This window comes from Kosakonia radicincitans DSM 16656 (genome assembly GCF_000280495.2).
Classification (GTDB): domain Bacteria; phylum Pseudomonadota; class Gammaproteobacteria; order Enterobacterales; family Enterobacteriaceae; genus Kosakonia; species Kosakonia radicincitans.
In genome coordinates this window covers 2,034,413-2,056,461 of the sequence record NZ_CP018016.1, presented here as the reverse complement: position 1 = coordinate 2,056,461, position 22,049 = coordinate 2,034,413, and the positions used below count along the sequence as shown (strand labels likewise).

Genomic DNA, 22,049 nt, shown 5'->3' with positions numbered 1-22,049 from the left:
CGCCTCCTACTCAATCCAGATTTGCGGCTTGTTATTGAAGGCCTGGTGACGGGTAACGCGGTATTGCTCTCCTCTCCAGGTAACAACATCGTCGCGCCGGGGCTGATACTGGTCGCTGAACACAACCAGTGAAAGCCCCTCGCCCAGCACCGGCCCCATCTCCGCCATAAACTGGCTTTCAACCGCATCATAATCGTTGCCGTTGATGGTGACAGTCCGGCCCATTTGCCGGGTGGTCGCCGCATCCATGCGCGCCACCATCTGATCAAAGGGATTAGACATTAATGCTGACCAGTACGGTCGTGCTGCCGGTCCCGGCGGGCTCCCATGCCTTACCGGCCGGTACTGCACTGGCTTCATCCAGCTGGATCTGGCCGTCTTTCAGGTAAACCGCTGTGCCCTGGGCGATATCGTCAGCCGCCAGTTTCGGCAACGCCATCACCCCCTTTGCACAGCCATCCCCCGTGTCGCCAGGTTTGATCGTGGTGATGGCCACGGCAACCATGTCACCAACGGCAACCGGCGCGCCACTGAGAATGGCATCCGTCCCACTGTTGGTTATCGAAATGGTGTGTCCATCCTGAATATGATTTTTCATAAAGGTTCTCCACGGCTCCGGGTGGAGCCGTATTGCAGGCATAAAAAAAGCCCTGACGGGCCGGGGAGTTTTAAACGTGGTTATTTACCGGAAGACTTCACCAGGCCGCGATAATCCAGCGGCGCCACACCGGCATCGATGCGAACCTTGTTGACGATACCGTCAGAGGTGAAGCCCTCCATCTGGTCAAGGTACGGCGTGTCCACACCATTGAGATACGCCACTTCGATGGTGTCTGTCCCCTGCGCAGATGCCAGATACCACGCAGCTTTATCCGCATCATCAAGACGGGGTTCGCCAACGATGTCGGCGAAATTCTGCAACGGGTTGTTTACCCCGGAGTTGGCATCGGCACCTTTAACGCTGGACGATCGAATCGTCTGGCTGGCGAGCGTTTCCAGAGCCGTCGGCACAAGCAGGAATGCCGGGCGGATATTCAGGGAATGTTTCGACTCGCTGTCTTTCTGGGTACGCATCAACTGGCGGGCCGCATCAAGGCTCGCGATACTGATAGCGCCTGTGCTCAGGTTATTGTGGTCGGCGTGGAACAGCGCAACGCCATCCGAAAGTTTCGGGTTCGACGTCAGTACCTTATAAACCAGATCACCGATGGTGGATTTCGCCGCGCGCCCCATTTTTTCCGGAATGCCCGTGAGCTGGTTCAGATCGTCATTGATAATCGCCTGGCGGGTAATGGAGAAAAGCTTGCCATAGGTCGCCAGCGCAATCGGCTCGCCCCGGTCGCTGGTCGTGCCATATTTATATTCAGCACCTTCGCGAACCTGCGGTAGCGCAGAAATATCATTGAGGCCGACGCGGTGAGATACCTTGAAGTCGGACAAGTCCCCCTTTTTCGTCCAGAGCTGGAAGGTTTCTTCGGACGCAGCCCATCCCGCCAGCAGCGACTTGTGCGCGACATCCAGCAGGATGTTACCAAAATCAGAAGTGCTGTGAGTAAAGGCCATCCCCACCATCTGCATCGGATTCAGGGACGAAACACCCACACCACGCTCAGTCAGCGACATGCGCGCCAGCTCACGCAGTGTCATGCCGTTGAACACATTTTCATTATCACGTTTTTCGTATCCGGCGCGTACCATCAGCGCCTGACGCACGCCGTCACCCACAAAATTGCCGTTCCCGGCATAGATATGTGCGGGTGCCGTTTTGTTGGAGGGGGTGGCGGTTTTTCCCAGCTCGGCCAGCAGCAGGTCTTTGGCCTGCTCGACGGAACATTCAGGATCCGCAACACATCTGGCCTGAAGCTCCTGGTGTTTACCGCCAAACATCGCGAAAAGATCGCCGATACCGTTAACACGGGCTTTCTGCTCCGCGAGCACCTGCGCACGAATGGCCGTTTCGTCAGCGACCGCAGGGGCTGACGGGGTGTTTTGCGGTGCAGGATTTTCGCGCTGAGCGCTGTTGCGCGGCGGCGAGATCATATTACGAATGCTGCTTGGCATCTTTTCAAATTCCTCAATACGTTTGGAATGGATACAGGCCATCGCCTGCAATGACGGGGTTACCTGATCGGCGAAACCGAGGGCAAGGCACTCCGTACCATCCATCCAGGTTTCATCTTCCAGTAAGGCGGCGATCTCCTCACTGGATTTGCCAGTTTTCTGTGCATAAGCCGGAATAAGCACGGATTCGACCTTATCAAGCAGGTCCGCGTAATCGCGCATATCGTTGGCATCACCCCCTGCAAAGCCCCAGGGCTTATGAACCATCATCATGGTGTTTTCCGGCATAATGACCGGATTGCCGACCATCGCAATGACGGAAGCCATCGATGCAGCCAGACCATCAATGTGAACAGTGATGGACGCACCGTGATGTTTCAGCGCATTAAAAATGGCGATACCGTCAAAGACATCGCCACCCGGTGAATTGATGTGAAGATTAATGAGGCTGACGTCGCCGAGCGCCTTTAAATCGCTGACAAACTGTTTTGCCGTTACCCCCCAGTAGCCAATTTCGTCGTAAATAAAAATATCAGCTGTGCTGTTCCCACTGGCCTGCATACGGAACCAGGAGTTACTTCTTGCGCTGGCTTTCGGACGGTGGGGCGCCCGGTTCTTTGACTTCGGCACTGGTGCCTCCTTTATCGTTGGAAGGGTCTGTATCAAACACCAGCCCCAGTTCTTTGTTTTCATCGATTTCAGCTTTCCGGCGCGCTTTGACATCGTCCGGATTGCGCCCGCTGGCACGCACCCAGTCAGATTCCGTCGCCGCGCCACCCCTGATTTGTGTTTTCCAGGCATTCGCCTCTTTGACCGGGTCAATCCACGGCATCACCGGACCGGAATAAACCGCGTTATAAAGCGTGTCCATGTCCGTGCCACGCGGTACCGTGATTTCGCCGGAGGCCACAGCCATTTTCAGCCAGGCCCGGTACATGGGGCGGGTTATCGCGCCAATAAACCAGTTCTGCAGGATGAGATAGCCGTCGGTGGACTCCACCAGCTCCTGCCGCTGCGCACTGTAGGTGCCGTTGTAGTTTCGTGCGGCACTCGAAAAGCTGAGGCGGGTTCCGGCGGCGACGGCACGCAGCTGCCCGTTGCGGAATGTTTCCAGGTTCGGATTGGGACGGTCTGATTTAATCATTCCAATCTCTTCACCCGGTTGCAGGTCGTCATACAGCATGCCCGGCTGGATCATCAGCTCGCGGTCATCCTTTCCGGCGCTGTCTTCTTCGTAACTCTGCCCGTCCCCTTTTTTGATATACATCCCCAGCGCGGCGGCAATCCGGGCGGCAATCAGCTCCGAATCCTCATACTCTTTCAGTGCGCTGAGCCGCATCAGCACGCCGGAGAGCAACGAATTGCCACGGGTCTGGTGTAGACGGCGGGTATACTTCAGGTGCAGCATGTTTTCTGCATCAACGTTCTTCGTATCGAGTTGCTTCCCGGTAACGGGCAGGATTTTATAAACCTGGTACGCTTTCGGGCGTCCCCAGTCATCCAGAAAAACGCCCTGGCTCAGTTTCCGGGATTCGTCGCTGGTCATCGGGACAAAATCCGCCTCAAGCGCCTCGAGCCAGAACGGGATCCGCGCAGAGGGAACAAGGCTGTTGCCGGTACCGCTGACCATCTGGGCAAATACTTCACCGTCCCGCAGCCAGCTGCGGAGCATGAGGCGCTCCAGCATGGGGCGGGTAAACTGGCCGGTGACCTCAGGCTTAACAGACCATTCGGCAAATTTTTTACGGATATCCACCACCAGCTTTTTGGCAATCTTCCCGTTGCTCATTTTCGGGTGAGGCTCAACAACGATCCCGTTGGCACCCACCACCCGCTCTTCGAGCTTGTCGAAAATGCCGATCACCAGATCGTTATTGTTATCCAGCCAGCGGGCCTGCTCACGCAGAGAGGCCGCCCCCATCTGGCTCAGCTGGTTAGCCGAGCGATTTTCCCGGCGGGCCTTGTGTGTCCGTGACGGCCGAGCCGCCTCGTATGCCTGAATAACGGCCCTGGCCCGCAGCCGTGATGCTTTCCATGCCGGAGAAAATATGCCGATTGCATCGTCCAGAATGGTCATCCGAACCTCGCCAGTTTGTAGCCCGGATTGCCCCGGCGTTTGTTACTGATGGCGGCCAGACGACGCTCCCACTCCTGCCGCCCCTTGCGGATCTCGGCAAGATTTTCAAAGCTCATCTGTTGCCCGTTAAAGGTGATGGACTTACCGCCCAGCACCGCCATTTCTGCGTCGGTATAACGCTGGATCATGGCCTCAATATCACTCTGGTTCACAGCCAGCCTCCTGACGTAGCCCACGGATTGTTTTCTGTTTCAGATTGCGGCTTCTTGCGCCGGGGTTTGGCTACCGGATTGGGTTGCTCAGGCGCCGTGGGTGTCGCTTCGCCAGTTTCCGGCGGCGCGTCCTCCAGCCACGTTTCCCGCCGTGCCCAGTCTGGCGCACCCGGCCATTTAATCTTTTCGTAGCCGTGAAGGATCGCCAGTGCATCGGCGTAGACCAGCAGGTCAAAGGCTTCGTTCGCGCCTCGTCCGGGTTTGCTCCATTTGCCATCAGCAGAACGCTCCTCATAAGTCAGTTCGTCGTAAAACCACGCTCCCAGCCATTCAGGAAAATGGACATAACCCGGCCCCGGCGAATCCCGCCACAGGGCGTTATTCACACGATCCTTAAGGGAGTCGGTCTGGAGCAGATAAAGCGGAACATCACCGGCGGCTTTAGCCCGGCGCGCGGTCCTTCCGGTGTTATCCGGAAAAGTCCGGGTGATCAATTTAGCCCGGCGCTGGCTGTCCCCTTTGAACAGAAACACCCGTTTGCCAAGGCCTTCCCGGCGGCACTTACGCCAGAATTTGTACGCGTTGTCGGTAACACCATCCTCCCCGCCGGAGTCAACGGCCATTGCCATAAGCCGCATGCGTTTTGTCGGGTCACTGGCAAGCGGCCAGGATTTTTCAAACACATCGCTCAGAAGCAAATCCCAGTCCTCCGGGTAACCCGACGGGTCAACCTGATAACTTTCCCCGTCACCGTTAATGCGCAGTGACTGGCGGATGTTGTAGCGATCAACAATCCAGCGCTCACCCTGCGCACCGTAGCCCGTGACCTGAACCACGAAACGGCGGTTTTTCCCGGCCTGCACATCGACGGTTGCCACAATAAAACACACGCCATCCGGGACGGACCGTTTCGGTACAACCTCCGCCCGCTGCTCCAGCAGTTCGCTTTTACGCTGCTCCATGCTGGCGCGCGGGAGATAGGGCCGCCCGAAGTCGGTGTTTACCACCGTTTTTAACGTCTCTTCGCTCTGTGTCGCTTCATACTCCTGCTCTGCTGTCAGGAATTTGTAAATCATCTGCGCCCATGTCTGGTAAGCCGCTGCCGGTCCCTCCATCCAGAAGGAAGCAATACGTGAGCGACGCGGTTCGCCATACCGGTTACCGTCCCGGTCTATTTTTTCCCCGTCGCGAAGCCAGACATGCCGGATGTTCAGTTCGCGCTTCATCTCCGGTGTAATTTTTCCCTGGCATGCCGGGCACTGGAGATAAGCGGCTTCACTTGCCAGAACGGGATCAGGCGATTCCCTGTAGCCGGTCATATTGGCAATTTCAGGCTGAAAATATTCGTGGCAATGCGGGCACTGCCAGTACAGGCGACGGCGATCGCCACGGTTGAAGAGGGACAGGATGCCGGTCGTTGGCGGCGCTTCATGTGCGGTAGCAGGCCGCCATTTTGTGTCGCGAATGTCGCGGCCGGGTGAACTTTCCACGAGCGTCATGCCGCCGGACATAAACGTGGTCGTACGCTTTGAACCGAGGGAAAATGCATCGCCCTCCCCGTCGATGTCTTCGGGAAAGCGGTCATAGTCGGTTAAGGCCACGCTTTTATAATCCGACGATGACATGATATTGACCGAGGGCCAGCCGAGTTTCAGGTAGTTACCTGCCCGGAATGTCCGGTCGTGGACATTATTGTCATTGCGGCGCGGACTCAGCCGTGATTTAACTTCCGGGCTGCAGCGGAAGGTGCGGTCGAGGCGTTTCTTGGAGTGCTCCCGCGCTTTCTCCTCTGAAACCTGTATCACCAGCATATCCGCCGGATCGCAGACGATGTTATATACAATCCAGCCATCAATCAGGCCGATGGTTTTGCCGGTTCGTGCAGGCCCGACGAACACCACCGCATCGTATTCCCTGGACGCAAGGCAATTCATCGGCTCGATGATGTAGGGAGCAAGATTAGGATCCCACGGAACGGAGTTACCCGCGCCCATCGGCACGCGCATGTATGAACTGACCGCATCAGCCACCTTCATACGACGTGGGGCACGTAAAATGCCGGAGACATCGCGGCGGATCCCCCTGGCAGATGCCCGTTTGGCCATCAGTCCTCCTCTGGCTCTTCCTCCTCTGGTTCGGCGTCCATCACTTTTTGTGCCACCTGGTCGCGCAGATCATCAATCACGCTCTGCACGCGGGAGACCGCAACCGGCGTCAGCGCGCAGTCGCGTTCAAGGATGTCCGGGAGTGTTTCAAGCACCATAACGACGGCTTTCGCCATTAATGAAAACTCACGGGCAACATCTTCAGCCGGTATGAGCTGCTTTGTATCAACCTCGAATTTCAGCCGCTCGTTTTCAGCTTTCCAGTGTGCAAGCCGATCGCCTGGCGGCATATCCTCAAGACTGGCGGATACCGTCGGGATCATCAGTTCGCACAGGATATCGGTGACGAGGTAGAGTTTTAGTTTGCTGTTACTGCCGGGGGCCGGGCTGACATTTTTCAGCCGCGCGGCGACTGTCTGGCGGTGCACGCCGGTGATACCTGCGAGCTGGTTGATGTTGAGCTTTAACGCTGCAATTTCCTGGTCCATGATGGTGAACACTTTTTGAACAATTCGACATCATTGAAAATCGGGCAGATTAAAAATCAATAACCTGCGCACATGATGATGATGACCATGGATCACGAAAACCAGCCGCTTTCCGCGACCTCGCCGCCCCGTGGCCTGGACCCCCTCCGGGAGTACCTAAATGATAATCATTCGCATTAATGGTGAAATTTGACATAAATCGCGCCACTTTGGACGTTTAGACGGCCAAACACACAGAGCCGAGTGTAATACAGACATTCAGATGGAAAAAGCAGCGCTTTTCCTGTTGAATCGCCAAAGCCAGGCAGAGCCGCAGTTATTTCCTTTCAGATGTGAACCTGTCGCATGGGACAACCGCCCGAGAAAACAGCTTTCTCCAGACTCACGACTGAAAGACTCTCGATTATTTAGCGCATGCGAAGCGCAATAAAAAAGCCACCAGCAGATGTCTGTGTTTGATATTAGGTTGTAGCTATCACTGCATTCGATACGGTATCGAACTGCTGTCCTTCTTGACTGGCGTATTTATCCAAGAATTTCATTCGTTCAACCTGTAGCTTTTCAAACAATCGTCCCGGTTACTATTTCCTTGATCTAACCTTAATCATTCCAGCCAGTCTTACTACAGACTCATAGAAACCTTTTTTTATTAACGTATAGTTAACATTCTTTTCATTTAAAATGGAAATAAAACTCTCAGACGGCTTAGGATCAACAATTATCAATTCAGCGCTAGAAGACAAAACAGAATCCCAAACATGAGAGTCATGTGGGACATAATTGACACCAACAATAAAAATAAAATTCGATTGCATGATTGCCGTTACATAACTTTTCTTTAATGTTTCGATCATCATTGCATTCATCACTGCTTTCTTTTCCATGTTAAATAAGCACATTATTGGACTAAACAACTGTCCATAATGACTTTCAGACCATGACTTAAGTTCAAAATAGTTATTTAAAATCCTAGGATTATGTGTCTCAACGAATGACTCACAATCCTTTGCAACAATCTTCCCAATTTTAATACTAGGATTAATATCAGGAACAAAATTACATGAACCATGAACTTTCAGGACTGACACACTATCTTTTAGAAGACCATATTCGACTTTTTTATCACCACACATGAACAAGGATTGCTCTATAAGTAGATCATAGTTCAAAGTTAAAATATATATTTTCTTTCTTAGCTCACCTAACATTTTAAATAATTTAACATAGGCGCTATCTAGTGTAGGTCTGTACTGGGCTAAAAACAAAGCCAGCTCAATCTGAAGGGGGTTAATAACTTCACTATCATTTGGTATTAAACGCATTCCAGCCTCAAAGCCATTCAATTCAAACTCTTTTTTTTGCGCCTCCGAAAGCTTTGAGAAACTTCCTCCGAGTTTATTTAGCTCATCAAAAAGATGTATACCTAACGGTGGCGATGGCTGGTTTTCCTCAGAACCCCAGCTTGCTCCAGCCCCAAAAAGAATTGATATCATTCCGAATCCTCTTCATTCTTCGCATTTCACTAAAATACACTTTGTAAAATATAATTAAATCTCTTTTTAAAATACATGGATAATTGAAGAAGTTTTGGGGGAGTTCGTCACGTTACGTTCTCTACCTTGCTGGACTAACTCTCTCTATTTCTATTTGTCGAATTCCAGCTAGCTGGTTATTAGCTTTGTCAATGGCTGCCAGCAGCGGATTAATCCATAGAACAGCTTGGCAGTAAGTTATGCGGCGGGCGGCAGTGGGGGTAAGACTGGCTGCGTCAGTGCCGCCGGAATCGGAGTGCATTGCGCTGGAACGTAAACGGTTTGCGTACGAGAGCAGCCCGTCAGCGATATGAGCAGGAACAGGCAGATCACAGGTTTTCTCACGGCGAAGAATCTCCCGGTATTCAATTACGGTGTTTTCGGCATCGCTGGCGACGTCGGCATTAGCTCTGGCTGCTAACTGTGCCACCTGATTAAACCGGTTCACATTGAATGCCTGTGTGGCTATCACCTGTCCTTGCAACGCGTTATCTGACTTCAGCACACGCTTTTCGCTCTCCGATACGCTGAGATCCGTCCTCGTTTTCATCAGTAGTAAAGCCAGCACAGCCACCAGCGCTATTACCGACAACTGGAGCCAGTAGCGCTTTAACAGCGCTGCAATCACGACATAAACAGAGCGAACTCTGCCTCGCGGCGACGGGTCAGCCCGGCAAGCTCCTTACCACCCGCCTTATTCCAGCGCGGAAACTCATCCGCTGCGCCGTCATAATCACCGGCATTCAGCTTTTTCAGGAGCGTGGACGTGGAAAGCGCGCGCGTTCCGAGGTTGTAGGCAAACGACACCAGCGCATCAAACTGCCCCTGAGTCAGCTTCACCTTCACCAGTTTGGACACATCACTTTCGTAACTTACCAGGCCAGTTTTAAGCAGGCGCTCGGCAGTTTCCTGCTTGATGACCATGCCCTTAGTGATAGGTTTGCCATCCACCGGTTGCGTCCAGCCATAACCAATCGTCCACACACCAACGCTGTCCTGATAAGCATCAAGCCGCAGACCTTCAAACTGCTTGATTAAGGCGATCCCTTTATTGCTGATTTGCATCATCTACCCCTGCTTTTCTGGCGGCGAAGCGTTTGATGAAGCCGCCGATAAAATCCGTACCTACGTAGCCAATAAACACACTGGCGATATACGACAGGTTTTTAGCCAGGCCGAAGAAATCCAGCAGGTCACGGGCAAACCAGGCGATCATCGCGCACATGGTGGCATCGATAAGCGTTTTCATGATTGGGCCGCCGTTATAGCGTCCCCGGAGATACGCCATTGCAAACGCCAGCATTGCGCCAATACCCTGCTCTTTTGCAGCCAGTAGAGCAGCAATGAAATCTTGTTTGTAAGGCATTTTCATAGTCTCTCACCTCCGATTAGACGGGGTGCTGTGTGCGTGAAAGGGATTCAGGCCTTCGGGCTGCATTTAACAACGAGCCATCTGATGTTGATTCCCGAGGCCTGAAAATAGAAAAACCCGCTGTCGCGGGTTTATGTTCGTTATTTAGCATCCCTGCTAACCTGCTCGTTTATTTCTTTAACTGTCTGATTGAACTGCTCTGTTTCGAGTTCAACACCAACAGCTGCGCGCCCCAGTTTCACCGCTTCTTTAATCGCTGATCCTGACCCCATGAAAAAATCGGCAACGAGATCACCGGGCCTGCTGCTGGCGTTGATAATGTCCCTCAACATGTCCGCTGGCTTTTCGCACGGGTGTTTTCCGGGGTAAAACTGCACAGGCTTGTAAGTCCAGACATCCGTATATGGAACCACGGAGGTAACAGCAAAATACCGACGGAGAGATTTGTATTCTTCCACCAGCTCGCAGTATTTACGGTTAAGCGAATGGTACGTGGCCACGAGTTGGTGGTGGGGTTGAACCAGCTCGCTCCGCTGGTGCTTCTCTGTGGCTATTCGGGTGAATAGCGCCTGTAACTTTTGGTAATCAGCCTCGCCCGGCAGTTGCCACTGGCTGGCTCCGAACCAGTGCGAGACCATGTTTTTCTTACCCGTGGCGGCGGCAATTTCTTTCGATGCCACACCAAGCGAAGCGCGGGCATTCTGAAAATACTCAATCAGGGGTGCCATCAGGCTTTGCTTCAACTCAGTACCCTTCCGCTCGTAGCCATCGTCTTTCGGCCTGTACGGCCCCAGATAATGCTCTGCAAAGAGAACGCGCTCGGTCGCCGGGAAGTAAGACCGCAGGCTTTCTTTGTTACAGCCGTTCCAGCGGCCCGAGGGTTTTGCCCAGATGATGTGATTCAGCACACTGAAACGGCGGCGCATCATCAACTCGATATCGGCTGCAAGGCGATGACCACAAAACAGGTAGATGCTACCCGAGGGTTTGAGGACTCGCCAGAATTGTGCCAGACAGCCGTCGAGCCACTTTAAGTAATCCTCGTCCCCTTTCCACTGATTATCCCAGCCGTTCGGCTTTACCTTGAAGTAAGGCGGATCGGTAACAATCAGGTCAATGGAATTATCAGGAAGTGATTGTATGTAATGCAGGCAATCAGCGTTAATTAACTCAATACTGGATATTTTTACAGTGTTTTTCATAGATCAGTAAGCGGGACTCTGGTAGGCTCACTATGCTTTTGCGCTAAAGCAGTGGGCCTTGGTTCGCTTGTGATCTCAGACATGAGCGAATGGCTGGCCGGGTGCTACAACACCCACCAGCCGCCCATTCCACAAAAAGAAAAACCCCGCCGAAGCGAGGTTATAAATTTGTTTAAGTTCGTGTCTAAATGACCACCCTTAACACGATATACTAAAAAGTGCGGACCGCATTAACTTATTTACAGGGAAATCTGAATATTCTTTTCATGGCTTTAACTTGAGAGGTATGACTAGATGGTTGAATGGATTTATAACCGAAATGGCAGGCCAACCGTATTATTTGACGATGATTGTCTAAGAAATAATCGCGGTGTAGTTATTGCGTGGATACATGGCAATAACATTTATTCACTTAGAGGAATGCATATAGGATGGTTTGAAGGTCGGGTGCTCTATGATAGTCATAACAAAGCGTTAGGATTTCTAAGAAATCCTAACGGACGTTTACCAAGCATACCAGGATTAGCTGGAGCCCCAGGAGTCCCAGGTTTAGCAGGAAAACCCGGCAGGCCAGGACTAGCAGGAGTACCAGGAAGGCCGGGGTTTGGCGGTTGGTCACAAACTATTTTAGAAGATTACTTTTAATATTTTGGCAGGCCGTCAGCTTTCGACGACCTGCCTTATAGTTACTGAATCCATTTCTAGTTTAATGTCCAGCATTGATAGACAGCCATCAATAAACCCTTCGGCCAGCATCATTTCTATTCGGATTTGCTTTTCGCTCTTCTTCCTTTTTTTTGCCATCTGACGCTTAGAAACCCTGTAGACGTAGTGTCCCACCAGCAGATGATAATCATAGGGCCGTTTCTTCATCAACCGCACCATGCAACCTTCGATAATTAATCCGTCATTGTCTGAGCACATAATTCTGGTCTTCCCTGTCTGCGGCAGAAGTCCTTTGAACCCGGCGGCTATCGGCGAAAAATCGACATTACATGAGTCACTCGCTGCCCATGATCCCCACAAATCCAGTACCTTTTGAATATCACGCATCAGTTATCTCCACTCTTACGCCAGCACGCCGAGAACGAGCGCCCGGTCCAGCAATTTGATGATTAACTCCGGCTGTGTGCCGTATTTACGTTCGAACGCAGCCACTCCGGCGTTGCCGTGCAGTTCATCGTGATGTTGTCTACAGAGCGGGATGGTGAACGCATCATGTGCTTTAGTGCCAGTTCCGCCCTGCCCCCAGCCAATAAGATGATGTGGATCGTCGGCAGGGTTGCCGCAGCATGCGCAGGGTTGAGTTTTTACCCATGCAAGGAATTTCGGATTTTCCCATCGACTGCGCTTGGGAAGTCTGAAAAGCGTTTTCGGAGCCACAGGATCAACAATCAGAGACACCACGGGCTTTTCGCGTACTGGTTCAAATCTGGCATCCAAAAGCTCAGTAACACCGGGGGCAGATGCATGTTCGGCAAGAATGCTTGTGGCCGGAACTGATGGGACAATGTCACTTTCACGCATAACATCTGGCGTGCTCAGTGCCGGAAGTTGTAACGCCTTCCGAGCCATATCCCCCGGAACCGCTGACAACACATCCCGACAAAACGCCCACCAGCAAAGCTCTGGCAGCGTTAATTCATGATCGTCCCTGAAATGAAGAAAGCCACGCGCGGCGCGGATAACATATTCGGCGGCATTTTTACTGGCTATGGCAGAAAGTTGATCGAGAGACTGCTCGCGCAGCTGGTTATCGCAACTCCAGCAAAGCCGAACCGCTGCTGGTGAGTAGCGCAACGTTACCATCTCAGAGTGGTGATAGTCGGAGTGCGGCCACTGGCAACCGGCACGCATTCCGCGTAACCAGTATTCAACACCATCTACCCCGCCAGCAGCAGCAATAACTTTTTCGTTGGAAAAAAAAGGCGCCAGCGCAGGATCTGCAATCAAAGGCTGGTGTGCTGGTGGAACTTCGCCGCTGGGTAAGTGGGCCATATTGGCTGGCTCCATCTCCACCAGCACGCGCCCGGATGCAAAGAGCGACATCAGATGTTTGCCGGGTTTCAGCAATACGATGCCCATTTCCCTTGATATGGCAGGTTTCAGGAGAACACGCATAAAGCATCCTCCTCAATAATAATCTGGCCAGATTCACCCCATAATTTTGTTACCCGTGAATCCCAAATGTGCGCATCGTTTTCGAACAAAGCATCAAGGAGCGCTTTTTCAAGGTTGTCTTTGTCAGGTTTCACCTGGTGCGGCTTCCCGTTCATCTCAGCACGCTTCTTTTTGCTCCAGCTCGCAGGCATCGGCAGAATAAAAGTGACGTACGCCCCGGCAACGGGCAAAACGACGCCACAGATCCGAACCTCATCGCAAAACGCACGGTAGCGCATCACCTCCGGTCTTTTTTTCCATTTGTCAGAGCGGGTCATACGGGGTTTGCCCATCGGCACAATAGGATAAATCATGAGCGCCCCCGGAATTTTGAGTCACAGCGACGGGGCGCTTTACCTTCGGGCAATAATGCGCTGACGATCCATGAGAGATAGTCAGGCGATAGCGATTTCTCCGTTTCAACGCCTCTGGCTGTATATCGAGCAACAAGCTCTTTAGCCTGGCTTTCTGTCAGGTCGGTGTGATGAAACCAGCCTTTTTTCATGCAGCCTCCCGATGGAGACAGCAGAAATCACTGGCGCTGATTAACGTCAGTTTAATGATGCAATTTTGTGGGGTTTTCTGCGCCACGGTTTTCCCTCCGGGCGCAGCAGGTTGCCAGTTGTTCAGGCTGGCGGAGGCAATATATCAGAGTTTGGGGAAACACGGTAACCAGCACGTTCGAGCATCTGAATAAACAGGTTTGGAGTGCCAACAATTTCTGAAGGAGACATGGGCCTGAAGCTATATGTCTCCCCCTGCCTGTACAAAAGCGCCTTAAAATTTGCAGGCATATCAAACGTAAACACCACAACCCCATCATCCCGACGTACCAGATCGTAACTGGTCAAAACATCACTTTCCACCAATCCCCCTTATGCGCCTAGCGGCGCGTACATTCTTTTTCTGGCTCAGCACCAGCCGCTAAACCACACCGGGGAGTTTAACCAACGCGATAAAGCAACCCCTTAAATACTGTTAATATATACAGTATTTAAAAGACTGCCACATTTCAACACAAATTAACCCAATGATAAGTAAGCACATTCTAGAGATTACAAAAGTACACTCGCTGCCAAGCATATTATGCGAATGCTATTAACTAATTGAACTTAAAAGTAATTCACCCAAGATAGACTTTCATCCGTTACATGCCAAAACAGTGCTTTAGCATCGAACTCCGCTAGACACAGCATCCGGTAGCTAGTTGAAGAAGTATGGAAATTAGACAAAAAAAAAGCCCCTCAAGGGGGCTTTTAGGAACAAAGGTAAGATCAGAGAGGTTTCACGACGGTAGCTCCAGCCTTCTCTGCCTTAATTTTAGCAGTCAGAAAACGCTGCAACATTTCGGCCTTACGCGCGTGAACCGCATCATAGTCGATCTTACCCTCTTTCTGGGTAGTGTTGCGTTCTAATTGCATAGTATGCTCCTTGGGTCTTGTATGAGAACCCCATCTTTTCGGCGAACCGCTTAACGTATCTATCATAGACACACTTAAGTCGTGCATTGTCAGCACCGAAGAAGATTAGTCCCACCTGTTCAGTGTCTGCGACACGGAAAATAATCTCAACTATCGTTCGATACAGATAGTTTAGCTCATGCACCAGAAGATTAAACTGATCTTTTGGTTTTGCGAAAAAATCCCCATTTTCAGGAGGAGATTCATCAAAGCGACGATCATAGAAACTTACAACTTGAACTGAGAGTTTCTTAGCAAGATCTTCGCCTATCATGCCATACATCGTTTCTGCTGCAGCTGGGTCATCAGAAGGAGGCATGAACAATAATCTGATGACAAGATGTCGAGCGTCATCACCAGATAGAAAAAATTCAATATCTACATACGCACCATCATCAATGTTCGCACCTAATCCTACTAAACTCTGTGCAACATGTTTGTGTATTTGTGCTTCCTGCATGCTCTCGTCCATTACAGGTAAGCCTGGTACATAGGTGGTGTAGATTCAGTGATGGCTATAATACACACACTAAAAAAAAAGTAATACACTTTTTTCTCCGATTTCAAGTACCTCAACAACTAGAAGAATTAGTGTTTATCGGTAGTAATAGTATCGTCATAATGCTAACAAAACTTTAGGACTTTACCTAAAGATTATCCGCACATTATTGAACAGAGACACTGTTCGACGCGTGTATTACCAGCTACAGAACTAGCACAACAACATCCAATCGAAGTACCGACATCAATCGAGCTACTGGGCGGAGAATACCGCGCCCCCCTGAGTGCACACAAACTTAGGTAGCTTGCTCCTTCTCTACACAAAAATCGGGTAAGCTAGCTCTCACCAGAACCACAGCGGTCCAACTGCTTATCTTTCGCGTATTTCTTGCCAGTACAGCCCTAAACGATGATATACCAGCCCGGGGATCCCTGCGTACGATATAGCTCCATCGGTTGCAGCATGCGCACACAAATGTCGACGATTAGATAAAACATGGAATCCGCAGCCGTCAATGTTGCATCACGGATGTAACCACGCAAATCCCTTTTGCAACAGACCGGGCTAAATTTTGAGCCGCACATATCGCGGAAACGAACATCCCCGCAGCGGATGAACCTAGCCATTATTGTTTTGCTCATGCTGCACCACCTTTAACGCGTTTGAATTCGATCAACCGCATCCACGGGTTGGCCTGCCAATCATCTTGACCGAGAGAGCACCACAGCTCATGGAAGGCCAGTTAAACCTCAAATGGGCCAGAGGCGGCGATTCTCCCCTCGGCTCTAGCATCTTGCTCACTTATTGCGTGCAACCGCTCAACGTACACATCGGTAATCTCCAGCGTTAACCTCGCCAACCAGCTCATTGCCGGATAACGCTCAGTCTAGGTTTTTATCGATAAAGGGAGGCTTGATAATCCGCCGGGCCTGCGTTTTCCGTCCGTCGAGAATGGCACACACCATTTCGCCGTTAAAAAACATTCCTCGCTCGTTCACTGACCTTCTCCTGCGATTGGTTTAATAGTCTCCATCAGCAAGCGACGGCGCATGTTTGGAGCACCCCAGCGATAACCAGTCTTTTTGTGGTAAACCTCACTTTTGCCAACCACCCACGAGGCGGCGGTTTCGTGTATCTTCATCCGCTTTTTCCCGTCGCGCGTAATAACGATGCCGGTATGTGTTTTTTGGACGCTCACAATTGCACCTCCCCAGCTTTCACCAGCTTTCACCAGCTTTCAACCAGCTTTCAACCAGCTTTCAACCAGCTTTCAACCAGCTTTCAACCAGCTTTCAACCAGCTCAAACTCCCGGACGATAGCGCTGTAATCAATTGATGATGCTTTCAGTGCCGTATTCTCCAACGTCAGTTGCTGCACACGGACTATCTGCACATCCAGGGCACTCGCCAGATTGCTGACCATTTTCGCGATCTCAATGAGAGGGGTTTCGGCTGCGATTGCCGCTGCAAATGCATGACCCGCCTTTACTAACTCTTACCCTTGTAACTGGTATTCATGCCCGCGCACTCCCGAAGATTTTGTGTACCTGATAACCATGCCAGTTATCCCGGCAAATATCCGCTACGGACCGCGGCGCCACAGGGCATTCAGTCGTTTTAACCTTTGCCCGCCAGCACCTCGCAAGCCGGTACTCAGGATGGCGTGGCTTACCGATGTTTTTCAGGATGCCAGCCATGCGCAGGCGTTTGAGGCGGTCGTATGCTTCGCGGATATCGCACGCCAGCAACGTTCTAATCTGGCGTGGTGTGGCGACCTTGTGAGCCTCGATGAATTCCACGATGGCTTTCTGTTTAGGTTTCAACATGCTGATACTCTCCGGCTTTGAGCTTTCCGAAAGCAGTTATCGCGAAGCTTCGAAAGAAACGCGATTTCGTGAGAATTGCGGGCCAGTCCCATCATGTCGGCGTATTTTGTTGCAGCACGATTCCAGCACCCGCGTTCCTCAAGCGCTTTCGCCTCATCGAGTTGCGCACCCATGATTTTCGGATCCGCTTTTTCACTCACGAAACCCAGGTCGATGTCTGGAATATCCGCGCCGGGAATTGCGGCATAGGTGTACTGAGTACCGTTATGCTCACGGCTTAAAAGATTGCGCGTCACCAGCTTCCTGAGTTGATGCCCTGTGGTTCCTGCCGGAGTGTCGAAAGCTTCACAGATGTCACCCAGTACACACCCAGGGTTCTGCGCTACGAAAACTGCTACGCGATCAATTTGGGTTACTCGTTTTTGTCTGGTCATTGGTCAAAACTCGTCTTAGTTATTTAACAAGCCGCAAATGAGTCACATTTTTGCGGTAACTCCCCCAGGTAAAATTCACCCAGATGCCGTTATCCATGGTCAAACGGTCCATTGCCCGTTCACCCAAGATTTTCGATAACTCGTCAAAATTCAGGTTGGTCAGCACCCCCACAGGTTTCATTGCCGCCAGGCGGCGATCGATAATTTGATTCAGCAATACCCACTCGTTGCGGGTGTCGCGCTGTACACCGACCTCATCCAGCACCAGCAAATCAACCTTGCACAGGTCATCCAGCAATGCCGATTCAGATTGCCCTTCGTCGTAACATTTGCGAGCGCGCAGCATCAGGTCAGGAACGGTCACCACCAGCACCGTGTGATCACGCTGCAGCAGGTAATTACCGACGGCAGCAGCCAGATGATTTTTCCCTGTACCGCAGCCACCGCTGAAAACGAAGCTGGCGAAACCGCTGCCGAAGTTATGGGCATAACTTTTTGCCAGCGTCAGCGCGTGTTTTTGCCCGTCGTTGCTCACCTGGTAATTTGCGAAGGTGCAATTCCGGTGCAAATCGCAGATGCCAGACCGTCCAAAAATTTTCTCTGAACGTGCACGCTGATTCGCTTTTTCCAGCTCTGCTGCTCGCTTGCGCCCCTCCTCCTGCTGCCAGGCCATTAACTCAGCGGCGCTGGTAAACTTAGGCTGAATGCCTGCTGGAATCAGTCGCTGCAGACGACCAAGAATGTCACTCGTCGATTTCATCGTTACCCCCTGAATCCCGGCGGGATCGCCGTGTCGGGTGTCGAAACGCCAAAGGCTGGCTGACGGCGCGGGGTTTGCGCCTGTGCGGCAGTTTTGGCACGTGATGCTTTCAGGCTGGTTGCGAAAGTCTGTTCCCACTGAATGTGGTGCTTAACCTTCCCTTCGCATTTCCAGTAATCGCGGAATTGCTGCAACTCAACAGCGGTATATCCGGGTTGCTCACCGAGGTTTATTCCCCACAGTGCCGCCTGACCTACAAATTCAGCACCCGGTAACCAGTCATCAGTGATCGGAAATTTCCCGAATGGTGGCAAAAATTCTTGTTGCGCGCCCTCCCTCTCTCTCTCTGGGTTTTCTTTTAGATCTGTATCTATATCTGGATCTTTATTAGTTACATTCTCGTTAGTCTCCTGTTCTAACGGCGATTCAACAGCCGTTGAACGCTCGTTAGTTTCTCGTTCACCTCCCGTTTGTTTTTTGGCTTTTCTCGCTCTTGCTGATGCTTTTCCTGCCTCGGACTTTTGGCTGATAGAGGACCGAACCGTTTCAAGATCACGCTCAATACGTTCATGAACCCACTCGGAACCGTTATCTGAAAAAAATTCTTTTAACGATGGTTCAACGGCAGCCCAACGGTCGTTACTTAAGCGGGCAATTTTCTCCAGGCGGTTTTTGGGTATGGCCCGCCCCGTTTGCCAGTAATTGAACATGAGAAGCAAATACGCGCCATGCTCCTCAGTGGACAGATGCATGGTGTCCGCCAGGTAATCAGCAATGTAAAGTTGCATGTAAGGCAGCGCGGCCATGGTTACTCCTGATGCCCGGTTTCCCGGACGTGATGGTCATTGGTCAAAACTCGAATCAAAAACATTGCGGCGCCAGAGTGCTGAGCAGCGCCAGAGCTGGCTCGGAGATTTCTCGAGGCAACATTGCATACAGGGATGTAGCGGCTTCCCATATCTCTTTTTCCAGTCGATGCACTGGTGCGCCGAGTAGCTTTGCCTGGTGCGCTTCCCCACATTCTTTAATAGCGCTGGCCACCAGCTCCGCTTCGGTTTTACCGGATCGGAGACCAAACTTTCGGGCAATTTCGATTGGCATTGCGGCTGCAATAGCGGGCAGAAGATGCATTACGTAGCGGTTATATTTTTCAGAGCCACCATCGTTACGGAGATACCGGAACAGGTTCTGCTTGTTGACCGTGATCCCCCGCCCACCGATGCGCTGCCATTCCTCAGCCACCAGCCGGGCGATAGTTTCCTGAGCCTGTCCCGGTAGGGTTTTCTCCCACACGCGGACAGCATCAAATACGCTCAAGCGTTTCATATTGTCGCGGCGCCGCGGTTCAATCTGATTTTTAGATTTCAGGGAGCCAGCCGCACTTCGCATACGATTTGTAACTATTGCGGTTTGCATGCTGCGGTCTCCGGCAGTTGGGGGATCCCATCAGTAGGGTTCGGATAAAGGTCAGGTCTAAGTTCGTGAGGTGTAACCCCGGTTACGGAAAAAACCTTCAAAACTCGTGACGCCGGAACAACACCGTTATTTTTTTTCCATTGGCTGATGGCCATTCCGCTGACGCCAATGGCAGTTGCCAACCTATTGGCAGAACCTGCCGTTCGAATTGCGTGATCAAGAGCTGTCATGCTTCATCTCCTCGTTAAGGTAGAGACAATAAAGCATAGGTTTATATAAAGATCAATATTTACGTTATTGCGGGCATAAACCAAACATTTACAATGAATCCATGAAATCAAAAGATGAATTCGACACTCAGCAGATAGCGCGCTTAGTTGAACTGACCGAAAGAGGCATCAGCAAAGCAGATATGGCTCGCATAGCTGGTGTAACACCTCAGGCTGTCAATGGCTGGTTTAAAAGAGGCGCGATAAGTAAAAAATCTGCTGTAGCAATAGCGGAAGCTGCTGGTGTGTCAGTAGCATGGCTCTTGGGTGAGGAAGTTGAAGAAGACTCTGGTTTAAAGCCAAACGAGAGCAAAATGCTTAAATTATTTAGGCAACTCCCTGAGTCAGAACAAGAAAGGATGGTTGATCTCTTTCAGATTCGTTTGAAAGAAATTGATGACTACGTGGAGAAATATCTACGCGGTCGCTTTAAGCAAGAAACCAAGTAATTTTATCCATGAAATCCCATAAAACCGGCTAAAGCCGGTTTTTTTGTACCCGAAAAATCCCTCCAAAATCGTTATCAACCACGGAAAGCAAAAGTTTATTTTTTTATAAGTTCATAGTTGACATAATTTATAAACCAATGCTTTAATCGTGTTAAGCAATAGCTATCAAGGCAGGACGCCCACGTAGTAGCTGCCGGCGGCATATGAAACACCGGATAAGATGGCTTTTTTACTAACACGCGCAGCAGGTAGTACACGTTCCGCTAGCCAGCGTTACCGGCAGAAAAAAAGCGCCCATAGGGCGCTTAGCTCTTTAAAAATCTGGATGTCCCAATCGCAACTACCAAGCACCTCGATCGTTGAAGTGATTTGCAATTGTTCTTTTTTGGGGATTCTTCGCCGCCGGTGTTTTATCCATTTTAAATTCTGCATGACAGGATGGACAAAAATGTACCCAGAAAGAAGCTTTCGCTGCTTTATCAATGCCCGGCTGAAGCATAGATATTTTCTTTTGCTTAAAACAATGTGGGCATGCATTCACAGTTATTTGCGAATTACCCACAACAAGCTGCTTCGAGTACACCAAAGAACCAGCCTCCGTTTGGTGAAGTGCATAACCTTCAGACTCGGATTGAAAGTCTTCAAATTCTGTAATTTTTGCTTTGAGAAGCATCACGTCTTCGTCACGAGAGCGGATCGCATCGCCAAGAGCAAAACATTCCGACTGAAGAGTTAGAAGCTTGCTTTGAAGTTCAATTGTTGCAGCTTTAACTTCGGCATCAGTTTTAGCGTCACTGATTAATTTGACGAGACTCGCAGTCTCCTTGATAGCGGCCATAGCCGCCGAAAGTTCAGCGATCACGTTGAATACTCTTCTTGTCGTTGGGGATATCCAGATTAACCGAATCCTTGTCGTTGGGGAATGACCAGGAGCCACTGAGCCTGATGTGGTGAAAAGACAGGCACAACTAAACAGGAGATAACGATGATCGACTATGCACGCAGGAAAATTAGCTGTCAGGCAGTCCGGCTAAATCTGGCTGAAGTATTCATCCGGAAGCTGTGCTATTTCCTGGCGCAGAAAGGTAACCCGGAGATAAAAGCGTGAACACTCTTTTTTATTTGGTGATCTCTGTCTGCTCCATTACAGGCGAATGCTTTGATGCGCCTTTAGGGCTTTATCCATCGGAAGCTGATTGTCGTAGCGCAGCTGCGGAACAGGCAGTTCAGGGGGAATGTCTTCCTTATCGCAAAATGGCTGACGACCAACAGCCAGCAGTGAAGATGTAAGCGAGTTTTGATCAGCGTCTAACCGGAGTGAATTATGGAATTTGGACTTAAACGAGTAATTGCCGCAGTCCGTGTGGTTACAGCCTTTAAGCGCATTTACAGCGGTGAACCAGTCACTATCACCACTCTCAGTTTAGAGGTGAAATTGTCCGTTTCATACCTCGAACAGATTTTCGCTAAACTTCGCGCCGCAGGCATTGTCACCAGCCAGCGCGGACCAGGTGGCGGCTATTTTCTGGCACATCCCGATGAGGATATCAGCGTTGCGGCGGTGATCCGCGCCGTAACCAACATCCCCGAAGACAGTGATTTCCAGCCTGTACTGGAAACCCTCGAAGATATCTCCGTAACACGACTTGCTGCCCGGCAAAGAAAACGCCTGGCCGCATAAAGCACAAAACCCGCGCAAGGCGGGTTAAGTACCCGGTCAGCCG

At 51.0% G+C, this 22,049-nt stretch carries 31 protein-coding genes and 1 pseudogene; 5 read left to right on the top strand and 27 right to left on the bottom strand.

All coding sequences use genetic code 11. From position 1 onward, the window contains the following. Positions 1–6: 6 nt before the first annotated feature. The 12 genes from Y71_RS10020 to Y71_RS09965 form a co-directional block, all read right to left on the bottom strand. On the bottom strand, positions 7–282 hold the full coding sequence (locus tag Y71_RS10020) for a DNA breaking-rejoining protein (RefSeq protein ID WP_007371434.1): 276 nt from the start codon (positions 280–282) through the stop codon (positions 7–9). Continuing rightward, positions 275–598, bottom strand: coding sequence for a DUF2190 family protein (locus Y71_RS10015; RefSeq protein WP_007371433.1), 324 nt, complete (start codon positions 596–598; stop codon positions 275–277). The genes Y71_RS10020 and Y71_RS10015 overlap by 8 nt, the downstream gene beginning before the upstream one ends. Before the next feature lie 80 nt (positions 599–678). Continuing rightward, complete coding sequence (locus Y71_RS10010) at positions 679–2,691, bottom strand: ClpP-like prohead protease/major capsid protein fusion protein (RefSeq protein ID WP_035942219.1); 2,013 nt, start codon at positions 2,689–2,691, stop codon at positions 679–681. Further along, positions 2,636–4,138, bottom strand: coding sequence for a phage portal protein (locus tag Y71_RS10005; protein WP_035942216.1), 1,503 nt, complete (start codon positions 4,136–4,138; stop codon positions 2,636–2,638). The genes Y71_RS10010 and Y71_RS10005 overlap by 56 nt, the downstream gene beginning before the upstream one ends. Continuing rightward, positions 4,135–4,350 (bottom strand): DUF6148 family protein, encoded by a 216-nt coding sequence (locus tag Y71_RS10000; protein WP_007371430.1) that lies wholly within the window; start codon positions 4,348–4,350, stop codon positions 4,135–4,137. The genes Y71_RS10005 and Y71_RS10000 overlap by 4 nt, the downstream gene beginning before the upstream one ends. Continuing rightward, positions 4,347–6,455 (bottom strand): phage terminase large subunit family protein, encoded by a 2,109-nt coding sequence (locus Y71_RS09995; RefSeq protein ID WP_007371429.1) that lies wholly within the window; start codon positions 6,453–6,455, stop codon positions 4,347–4,349. Before Y71_RS09995 ends, Y71_RS10000 begins: the two co-directional genes overlap by 4 nt. Next, positions 6,455–6,943: a DUF1441 family protein gene (locus Y71_RS09990; protein WP_007371428.1), complete on the bottom strand. Its 489-nt coding sequence runs from the start codon at positions 6,941–6,943 to the stop codon at positions 6,455–6,457. Before Y71_RS09990 ends, Y71_RS09995 begins: the two co-directional genes overlap by 1 nt. 581 nt (positions 6,944–7,524) lie before the next feature. Next, a complete protein-coding gene (locus Y71_RS09985) occupies positions 7,525–8,436 on the bottom strand; it encodes a hypothetical protein (protein WP_081120734.1) in 912 nt (303 codons plus the stop codon). A 121-nt stretch (positions 8,437–8,557) separates the two neighbouring features. Then, positions 8,558–9,103, bottom strand: a complete 546-nt coding sequence (locus Y71_RS09980) for a hypothetical protein (RefSeq protein WP_007371426.1) — start codon at positions 9,101–9,103, stop codon at positions 8,558–8,560. Beyond that, a complete protein-coding gene (locus Y71_RS09975; protein ID WP_145954133.1) occupies positions 9,100–9,543 on the bottom strand; it encodes a lysozyme in 444 nt (147 codons plus the stop codon). The genes Y71_RS09980 and Y71_RS09975 overlap by 4 nt, the downstream gene beginning before the upstream one ends. Further along, on the bottom strand, positions 9,524–9,847 hold the full coding sequence (locus Y71_RS09970) for a phage holin, lambda family (RefSeq protein WP_007371424.1): 324 nt from the start codon (positions 9,845–9,847) through the stop codon (positions 9,524–9,526). The genes Y71_RS09975 and Y71_RS09970 overlap by 20 nt, the downstream gene beginning before the upstream one ends. 140 nt (positions 9,848–9,987) lie before the next feature. Next, positions 9,988–11,049, bottom strand: coding sequence for a DNA-methyltransferase (locus Y71_RS09965; RefSeq protein WP_007371423.1), 1,062 nt, complete (start codon positions 11,047–11,049; stop codon positions 9,988–9,990). A gap of 294 nt (positions 11,050–11,343) precedes the next feature. On the opposite strand from Y71_RS09965, the gene Y71_RS29970 reads away from it, so the two are divergent. After that, positions 11,344–11,694 carry a collagen-like triple helix repeat-containing protein gene (locus Y71_RS29970; RefSeq protein WP_145954132.1) on the top strand — a complete coding sequence of 117 codons (351 nt, stop codon included), beginning with the start codon at positions 11,344–11,346 and terminating at the stop codon, positions 11,692–11,694. Between the two features lie 15 nt (positions 11,695–11,709). Here Y71_RS29970 and Y71_RS09960 read toward each other — a convergent pair whose 3' ends face one another. The 14 genes and pseudogenes from Y71_RS09960 to Y71_RS09890 form a co-directional block, all read right to left on the bottom strand. Then, positions 11,710–12,102, bottom strand: a complete 393-nt coding sequence (locus Y71_RS09960) for an antiterminator Q family protein (protein WP_035942215.1) — start codon at positions 12,100–12,102, stop codon at positions 11,710–11,712. 15 nt (positions 12,103–12,117) lie between these two features. Further along, positions 12,118–13,170: a DUF968 domain-containing protein gene (locus tag Y71_RS09955; RefSeq protein WP_007371421.1), complete on the bottom strand. Its 1,053-nt coding sequence runs from the start codon at positions 13,168–13,170 to the stop codon at positions 12,118–12,120. After that, a complete protein-coding gene (locus Y71_RS09950; RefSeq protein ID WP_007371420.1) occupies positions 13,155–13,523 on the bottom strand; it encodes a RusA family crossover junction endodeoxyribonuclease in 369 nt (122 codons plus the stop codon). Before Y71_RS09950 ends, Y71_RS09955 begins: the two co-directional genes overlap by 16 nt. Continuing rightward, complete coding sequence (locus Y71_RS09945; RefSeq protein ID WP_007371419.1) at positions 13,520–13,714, bottom strand: hypothetical protein; 195 nt, start codon at positions 13,712–13,714, stop codon at positions 13,520–13,522. Before Y71_RS09945 ends, Y71_RS09950 begins: the two co-directional genes overlap by 4 nt. An 878-nt stretch (positions 13,715–14,592) precedes the next feature. Then, complete coding sequence (locus Y71_RS09935) at positions 14,593–15,129, bottom strand: hypothetical protein (protein WP_145954131.1); 537 nt, start codon at positions 15,127–15,129, stop codon at positions 14,593–14,595. Positions 15,130–15,808: 679 nt separating this feature from the next. Then, positions 15,809–16,033 (bottom strand): annotated as a pseudogene (locus Y71_RS31080) (hypothetical protein); the annotation flags it as partial. 132 nt (positions 16,034–16,165) lie between these two features. Then, positions 16,166–16,369 (bottom strand): hypothetical protein, encoded by a 204-nt coding sequence (locus tag Y71_RS09920; protein WP_007371416.1) that lies wholly within the window; start codon positions 16,367–16,369, stop codon positions 16,166–16,168. 72 nt (positions 16,370–16,441) lie between these two features. Next, entirely contained in the window at positions 16,442–16,594 is a 153-nt protein-coding gene (locus tag Y71_RS30360; protein ID WP_172745714.1) for a hypothetical protein, read from the bottom strand. Positions 16,595–16,685: 91 nt separating this feature from the next. Continuing rightward, the gene (locus Y71_RS09915; protein WP_050998890.1) at positions 16,686–16,997 is read right to left on the bottom strand and encodes a hypothetical protein; all 312 of its coding nucleotides are present in this window, start codon (positions 16,995–16,997) and stop codon (positions 16,686–16,688) included. Continuing rightward, complete coding sequence (locus Y71_RS09910) at positions 16,991–17,431, bottom strand: PerC family transcriptional regulator (protein ID WP_035942209.1); 441 nt, start codon at positions 17,429–17,431, stop codon at positions 16,991–16,993. Before Y71_RS09910 ends, Y71_RS09915 begins: the two co-directional genes overlap by 7 nt. A 19-nt stretch (positions 17,432–17,450) precedes the next feature. Further along, positions 17,451–18,191 (bottom strand): ATP-binding protein, encoded by a 741-nt coding sequence (locus tag Y71_RS09905; protein WP_007371413.1) that lies wholly within the window; start codon positions 18,189–18,191, stop codon positions 17,451–17,453. Between the two features lie 2 nt (positions 18,192–18,193). Then, the gene (locus Y71_RS09900) at positions 18,194–18,997 is read right to left on the bottom strand and encodes a DUF1376 domain-containing protein (RefSeq protein WP_007371412.1); all 804 of its coding nucleotides are present in this window, start codon (positions 18,995–18,997) and stop codon (positions 18,194–18,196) included. 55 nt (positions 18,998–19,052) lie between these two features. After that, positions 19,053–19,607 (bottom strand): toxin YdaT family protein, encoded by a 555-nt coding sequence (locus tag Y71_RS09895; RefSeq protein WP_007371411.1) that lies wholly within the window; start codon positions 19,605–19,607, stop codon positions 19,053–19,055. After that, positions 19,592–19,837 carry a transcriptional regulator gene (locus Y71_RS09890; protein WP_035942207.1) on the bottom strand — a complete coding sequence of 82 codons (246 nt, stop codon included), beginning with the start codon at positions 19,835–19,837 and terminating at the stop codon, positions 19,592–19,594. The genes Y71_RS09895 and Y71_RS09890 overlap by 16 nt, the downstream gene beginning before the upstream one ends. A gap of 101 nt (positions 19,838–19,938) precedes the next feature. Here Y71_RS09890 and Y71_RS09885 point away from each other — a divergent pair, with 101 nt between their 5' ends. Next, positions 19,939–20,325 (top strand): helix-turn-helix domain-containing protein, encoded by a 387-nt coding sequence (locus tag Y71_RS09885; protein WP_035942205.1) that lies wholly within the window; start codon positions 19,939–19,941, stop codon positions 20,323–20,325. A 340-nt stretch (positions 20,326–20,665) separates the two neighbouring features. On the opposite strand, the gene Y71_RS09880 is transcribed toward Y71_RS09885, so the two are convergent. Then, a complete protein-coding gene (locus Y71_RS09880; RefSeq protein ID WP_035942203.1) occupies positions 20,666–21,187 on the bottom strand; it encodes a hypothetical protein in 522 nt (173 codons plus the stop codon). Between the two features lie 123 nt (positions 21,188–21,310). On the opposite strand from Y71_RS09880, the gene Y71_RS30920 reads away from it, so the two are divergent. From Y71_RS30920 to Y71_RS09870, 3 genes are read left to right on the top strand one after another with little or no spacing between them, the layout of a single operon-like run. Next, positions 21,311–21,433: a hypothetical protein gene (locus tag Y71_RS30920; RefSeq protein ID WP_007371409.1), complete on the top strand. Its 123-nt coding sequence runs from the start codon at positions 21,311–21,313 to the stop codon at positions 21,431–21,433. Further along, entirely contained in the window at positions 21,430–21,615 is a 186-nt protein-coding gene (locus Y71_RS09875) for a DUF1482 family protein (protein ID WP_007371408.1), read from the top strand. Before Y71_RS30920 ends, Y71_RS09875 begins: the two co-directional genes overlap by 4 nt. 34 nt (positions 21,616–21,649) lie before the next feature. Beyond that, complete coding sequence (locus Y71_RS09870; RefSeq protein ID WP_007371407.1) at positions 21,650–22,006, top strand: RrF2 family transcriptional regulator; 357 nt, start codon at positions 21,650–21,652, stop codon at positions 22,004–22,006. Positions 22,007–22,049 lie beyond the last annotated feature (43 nt).

Coding starts and splice junctions, on each gene's coding strand:
- Y71_RS09970 (WP_007371424.1), bottom strand. CDS start 9,847: ATGAAAATGCCTTACAAACAAGATTTCATTGCTGCTCTACTGGCTGCA.
- Y71_RS10005 (WP_035942216.1), bottom strand. CDS start 4,138: ATGACCATTCTGGACGATGCAATCGGCATATTTTCTCCGGCATGGAAA.
- Y71_RS09905 (WP_007371413.1), bottom strand. CDS start 18,191: ATGAAATCGACGAGTGACATTCTTGGTCGTCTGCAGCGACTGATTCCA.
- Y71_RS09965 (WP_007371423.1), bottom strand. CDS start 11,049: ATGAAAAACACTGTAAAAATATCCAGTATTGAGTTAATTAACGCTGAT.
- Y71_RS09895 (WP_007371411.1), bottom strand. CDS start 19,607: ATGCAAACCGCAATAGTTACAAATCGTATGCGAAGTGCGGCTGGCTCC.
- Y71_RS09870 (WP_007371407.1), top strand. CDS start 21,650: ATGGAATTTGGACTTAAACGAGTAATTGCCGCAGTCCGTGTGGTTACA.
- Y71_RS10020 (WP_007371434.1), bottom strand. CDS start 282: ATGTCTAATCCCTTTGATCAGATGGTGGCGCGCATGGATGCGGCGACC.
- Y71_RS09890 (WP_035942207.1), bottom strand. CDS start 19,837: ATGACAGCTCTTGATCACGCAATTCGAACGGCAGGTTCTGCCAATAGG.
- Y71_RS09985 (WP_081120734.1), bottom strand. CDS start 8,436: ATGATATCAATTCTTTTTGGGGCTGGAGCAAGCTGGGGTTCTGAGGAA.
- Y71_RS09975 (WP_145954133.1), bottom strand. CDS start 9,543: ATGATGCAAATCAGCAATAAAGGGATCGCCTTAATCAAGCAGTTTGAA.
- Y71_RS09935 (WP_145954131.1), bottom strand. CDS start 15,129: ATGCAGGAAGCACAAATACACAAACATGTTGCACAGAGTTTAGTAGGA.
- Y71_RS09910 (WP_035942209.1), bottom strand. CDS start 17,431: ATGACCAGACAAAAACGAGTAACCCAAATTGATCGCGTAGCAGTTTTC.
- Y71_RS09915 (WP_050998890.1), bottom strand. CDS start 16,997: ATGTTGAAACCTAAACAGAAAGCCATCGTGGAATTCATCGAGGCTCAC.
- Y71_RS09995 (WP_007371429.1), bottom strand. CDS start 6,455: ATGGCCAAACGGGCATCTGCCAGGGGGATCCGCCGCGATGTCTCCGGC.
- Y71_RS09960 (WP_035942215.1), bottom strand. CDS start 12,102: ATGCGTGATATTCAAAAGGTACTGGATTTGTGGGGATCATGGGCAGCG.
- Y71_RS30360 (WP_172745714.1), bottom strand. CDS start 16,594: ATGGTCAGCAATCTGGCGAGTGCCCTGGATGTGCAGATAGTCCGTGTG.
- Y71_RS09885 (WP_035942205.1), top strand. CDS start 19,939: ATGAAATCAAAAGATGAATTCGACACTCAGCAGATAGCGCGCTTAGTT.
- Y71_RS30920 (WP_007371409.1), top strand. CDS start 21,311: ATGATCGACTATGCACGCAGGAAAATTAGCTGTCAGGCAGTCCGGCTA.
- Y71_RS09950 (WP_007371420.1), bottom strand. CDS start 13,523: ATGATTTATCCTATTGTGCCGATGGGCAAACCCCGTATGACCCGCTCT.
- Y71_RS10015 (WP_007371433.1), bottom strand. CDS start 598: ATGAAAAATCATATTCAGGATGGACACACCATTTCGATAACCAACAGT.
- Y71_RS29970 (WP_145954132.1), top strand. CDS start 11,344: ATGGTTGAATGGATTTATAACCGAAATGGCAGGCCAACCGTATTATTT.
- Y71_RS09900 (WP_007371412.1), bottom strand. CDS start 18,997: ATGGCCGCGCTGCCTTACATGCAACTTTACATTGCTGATTACCTGGCG.
- Y71_RS09990 (WP_007371428.1), bottom strand. CDS start 6,943: ATGGACCAGGAAATTGCAGCGTTAAAGCTCAACATCAACCAGCTCGCA.
- Y71_RS09945 (WP_007371419.1), bottom strand. CDS start 13,714: ATGAAAAAAGGCTGGTTTCATCACACCGACCTGACAGAAAGCCAGGCT.
- Y71_RS09955 (WP_007371421.1), bottom strand. CDS start 13,170: ATGCGTGTTCTCCTGAAACCTGCCATATCAAGGGAAATGGGCATCGTA.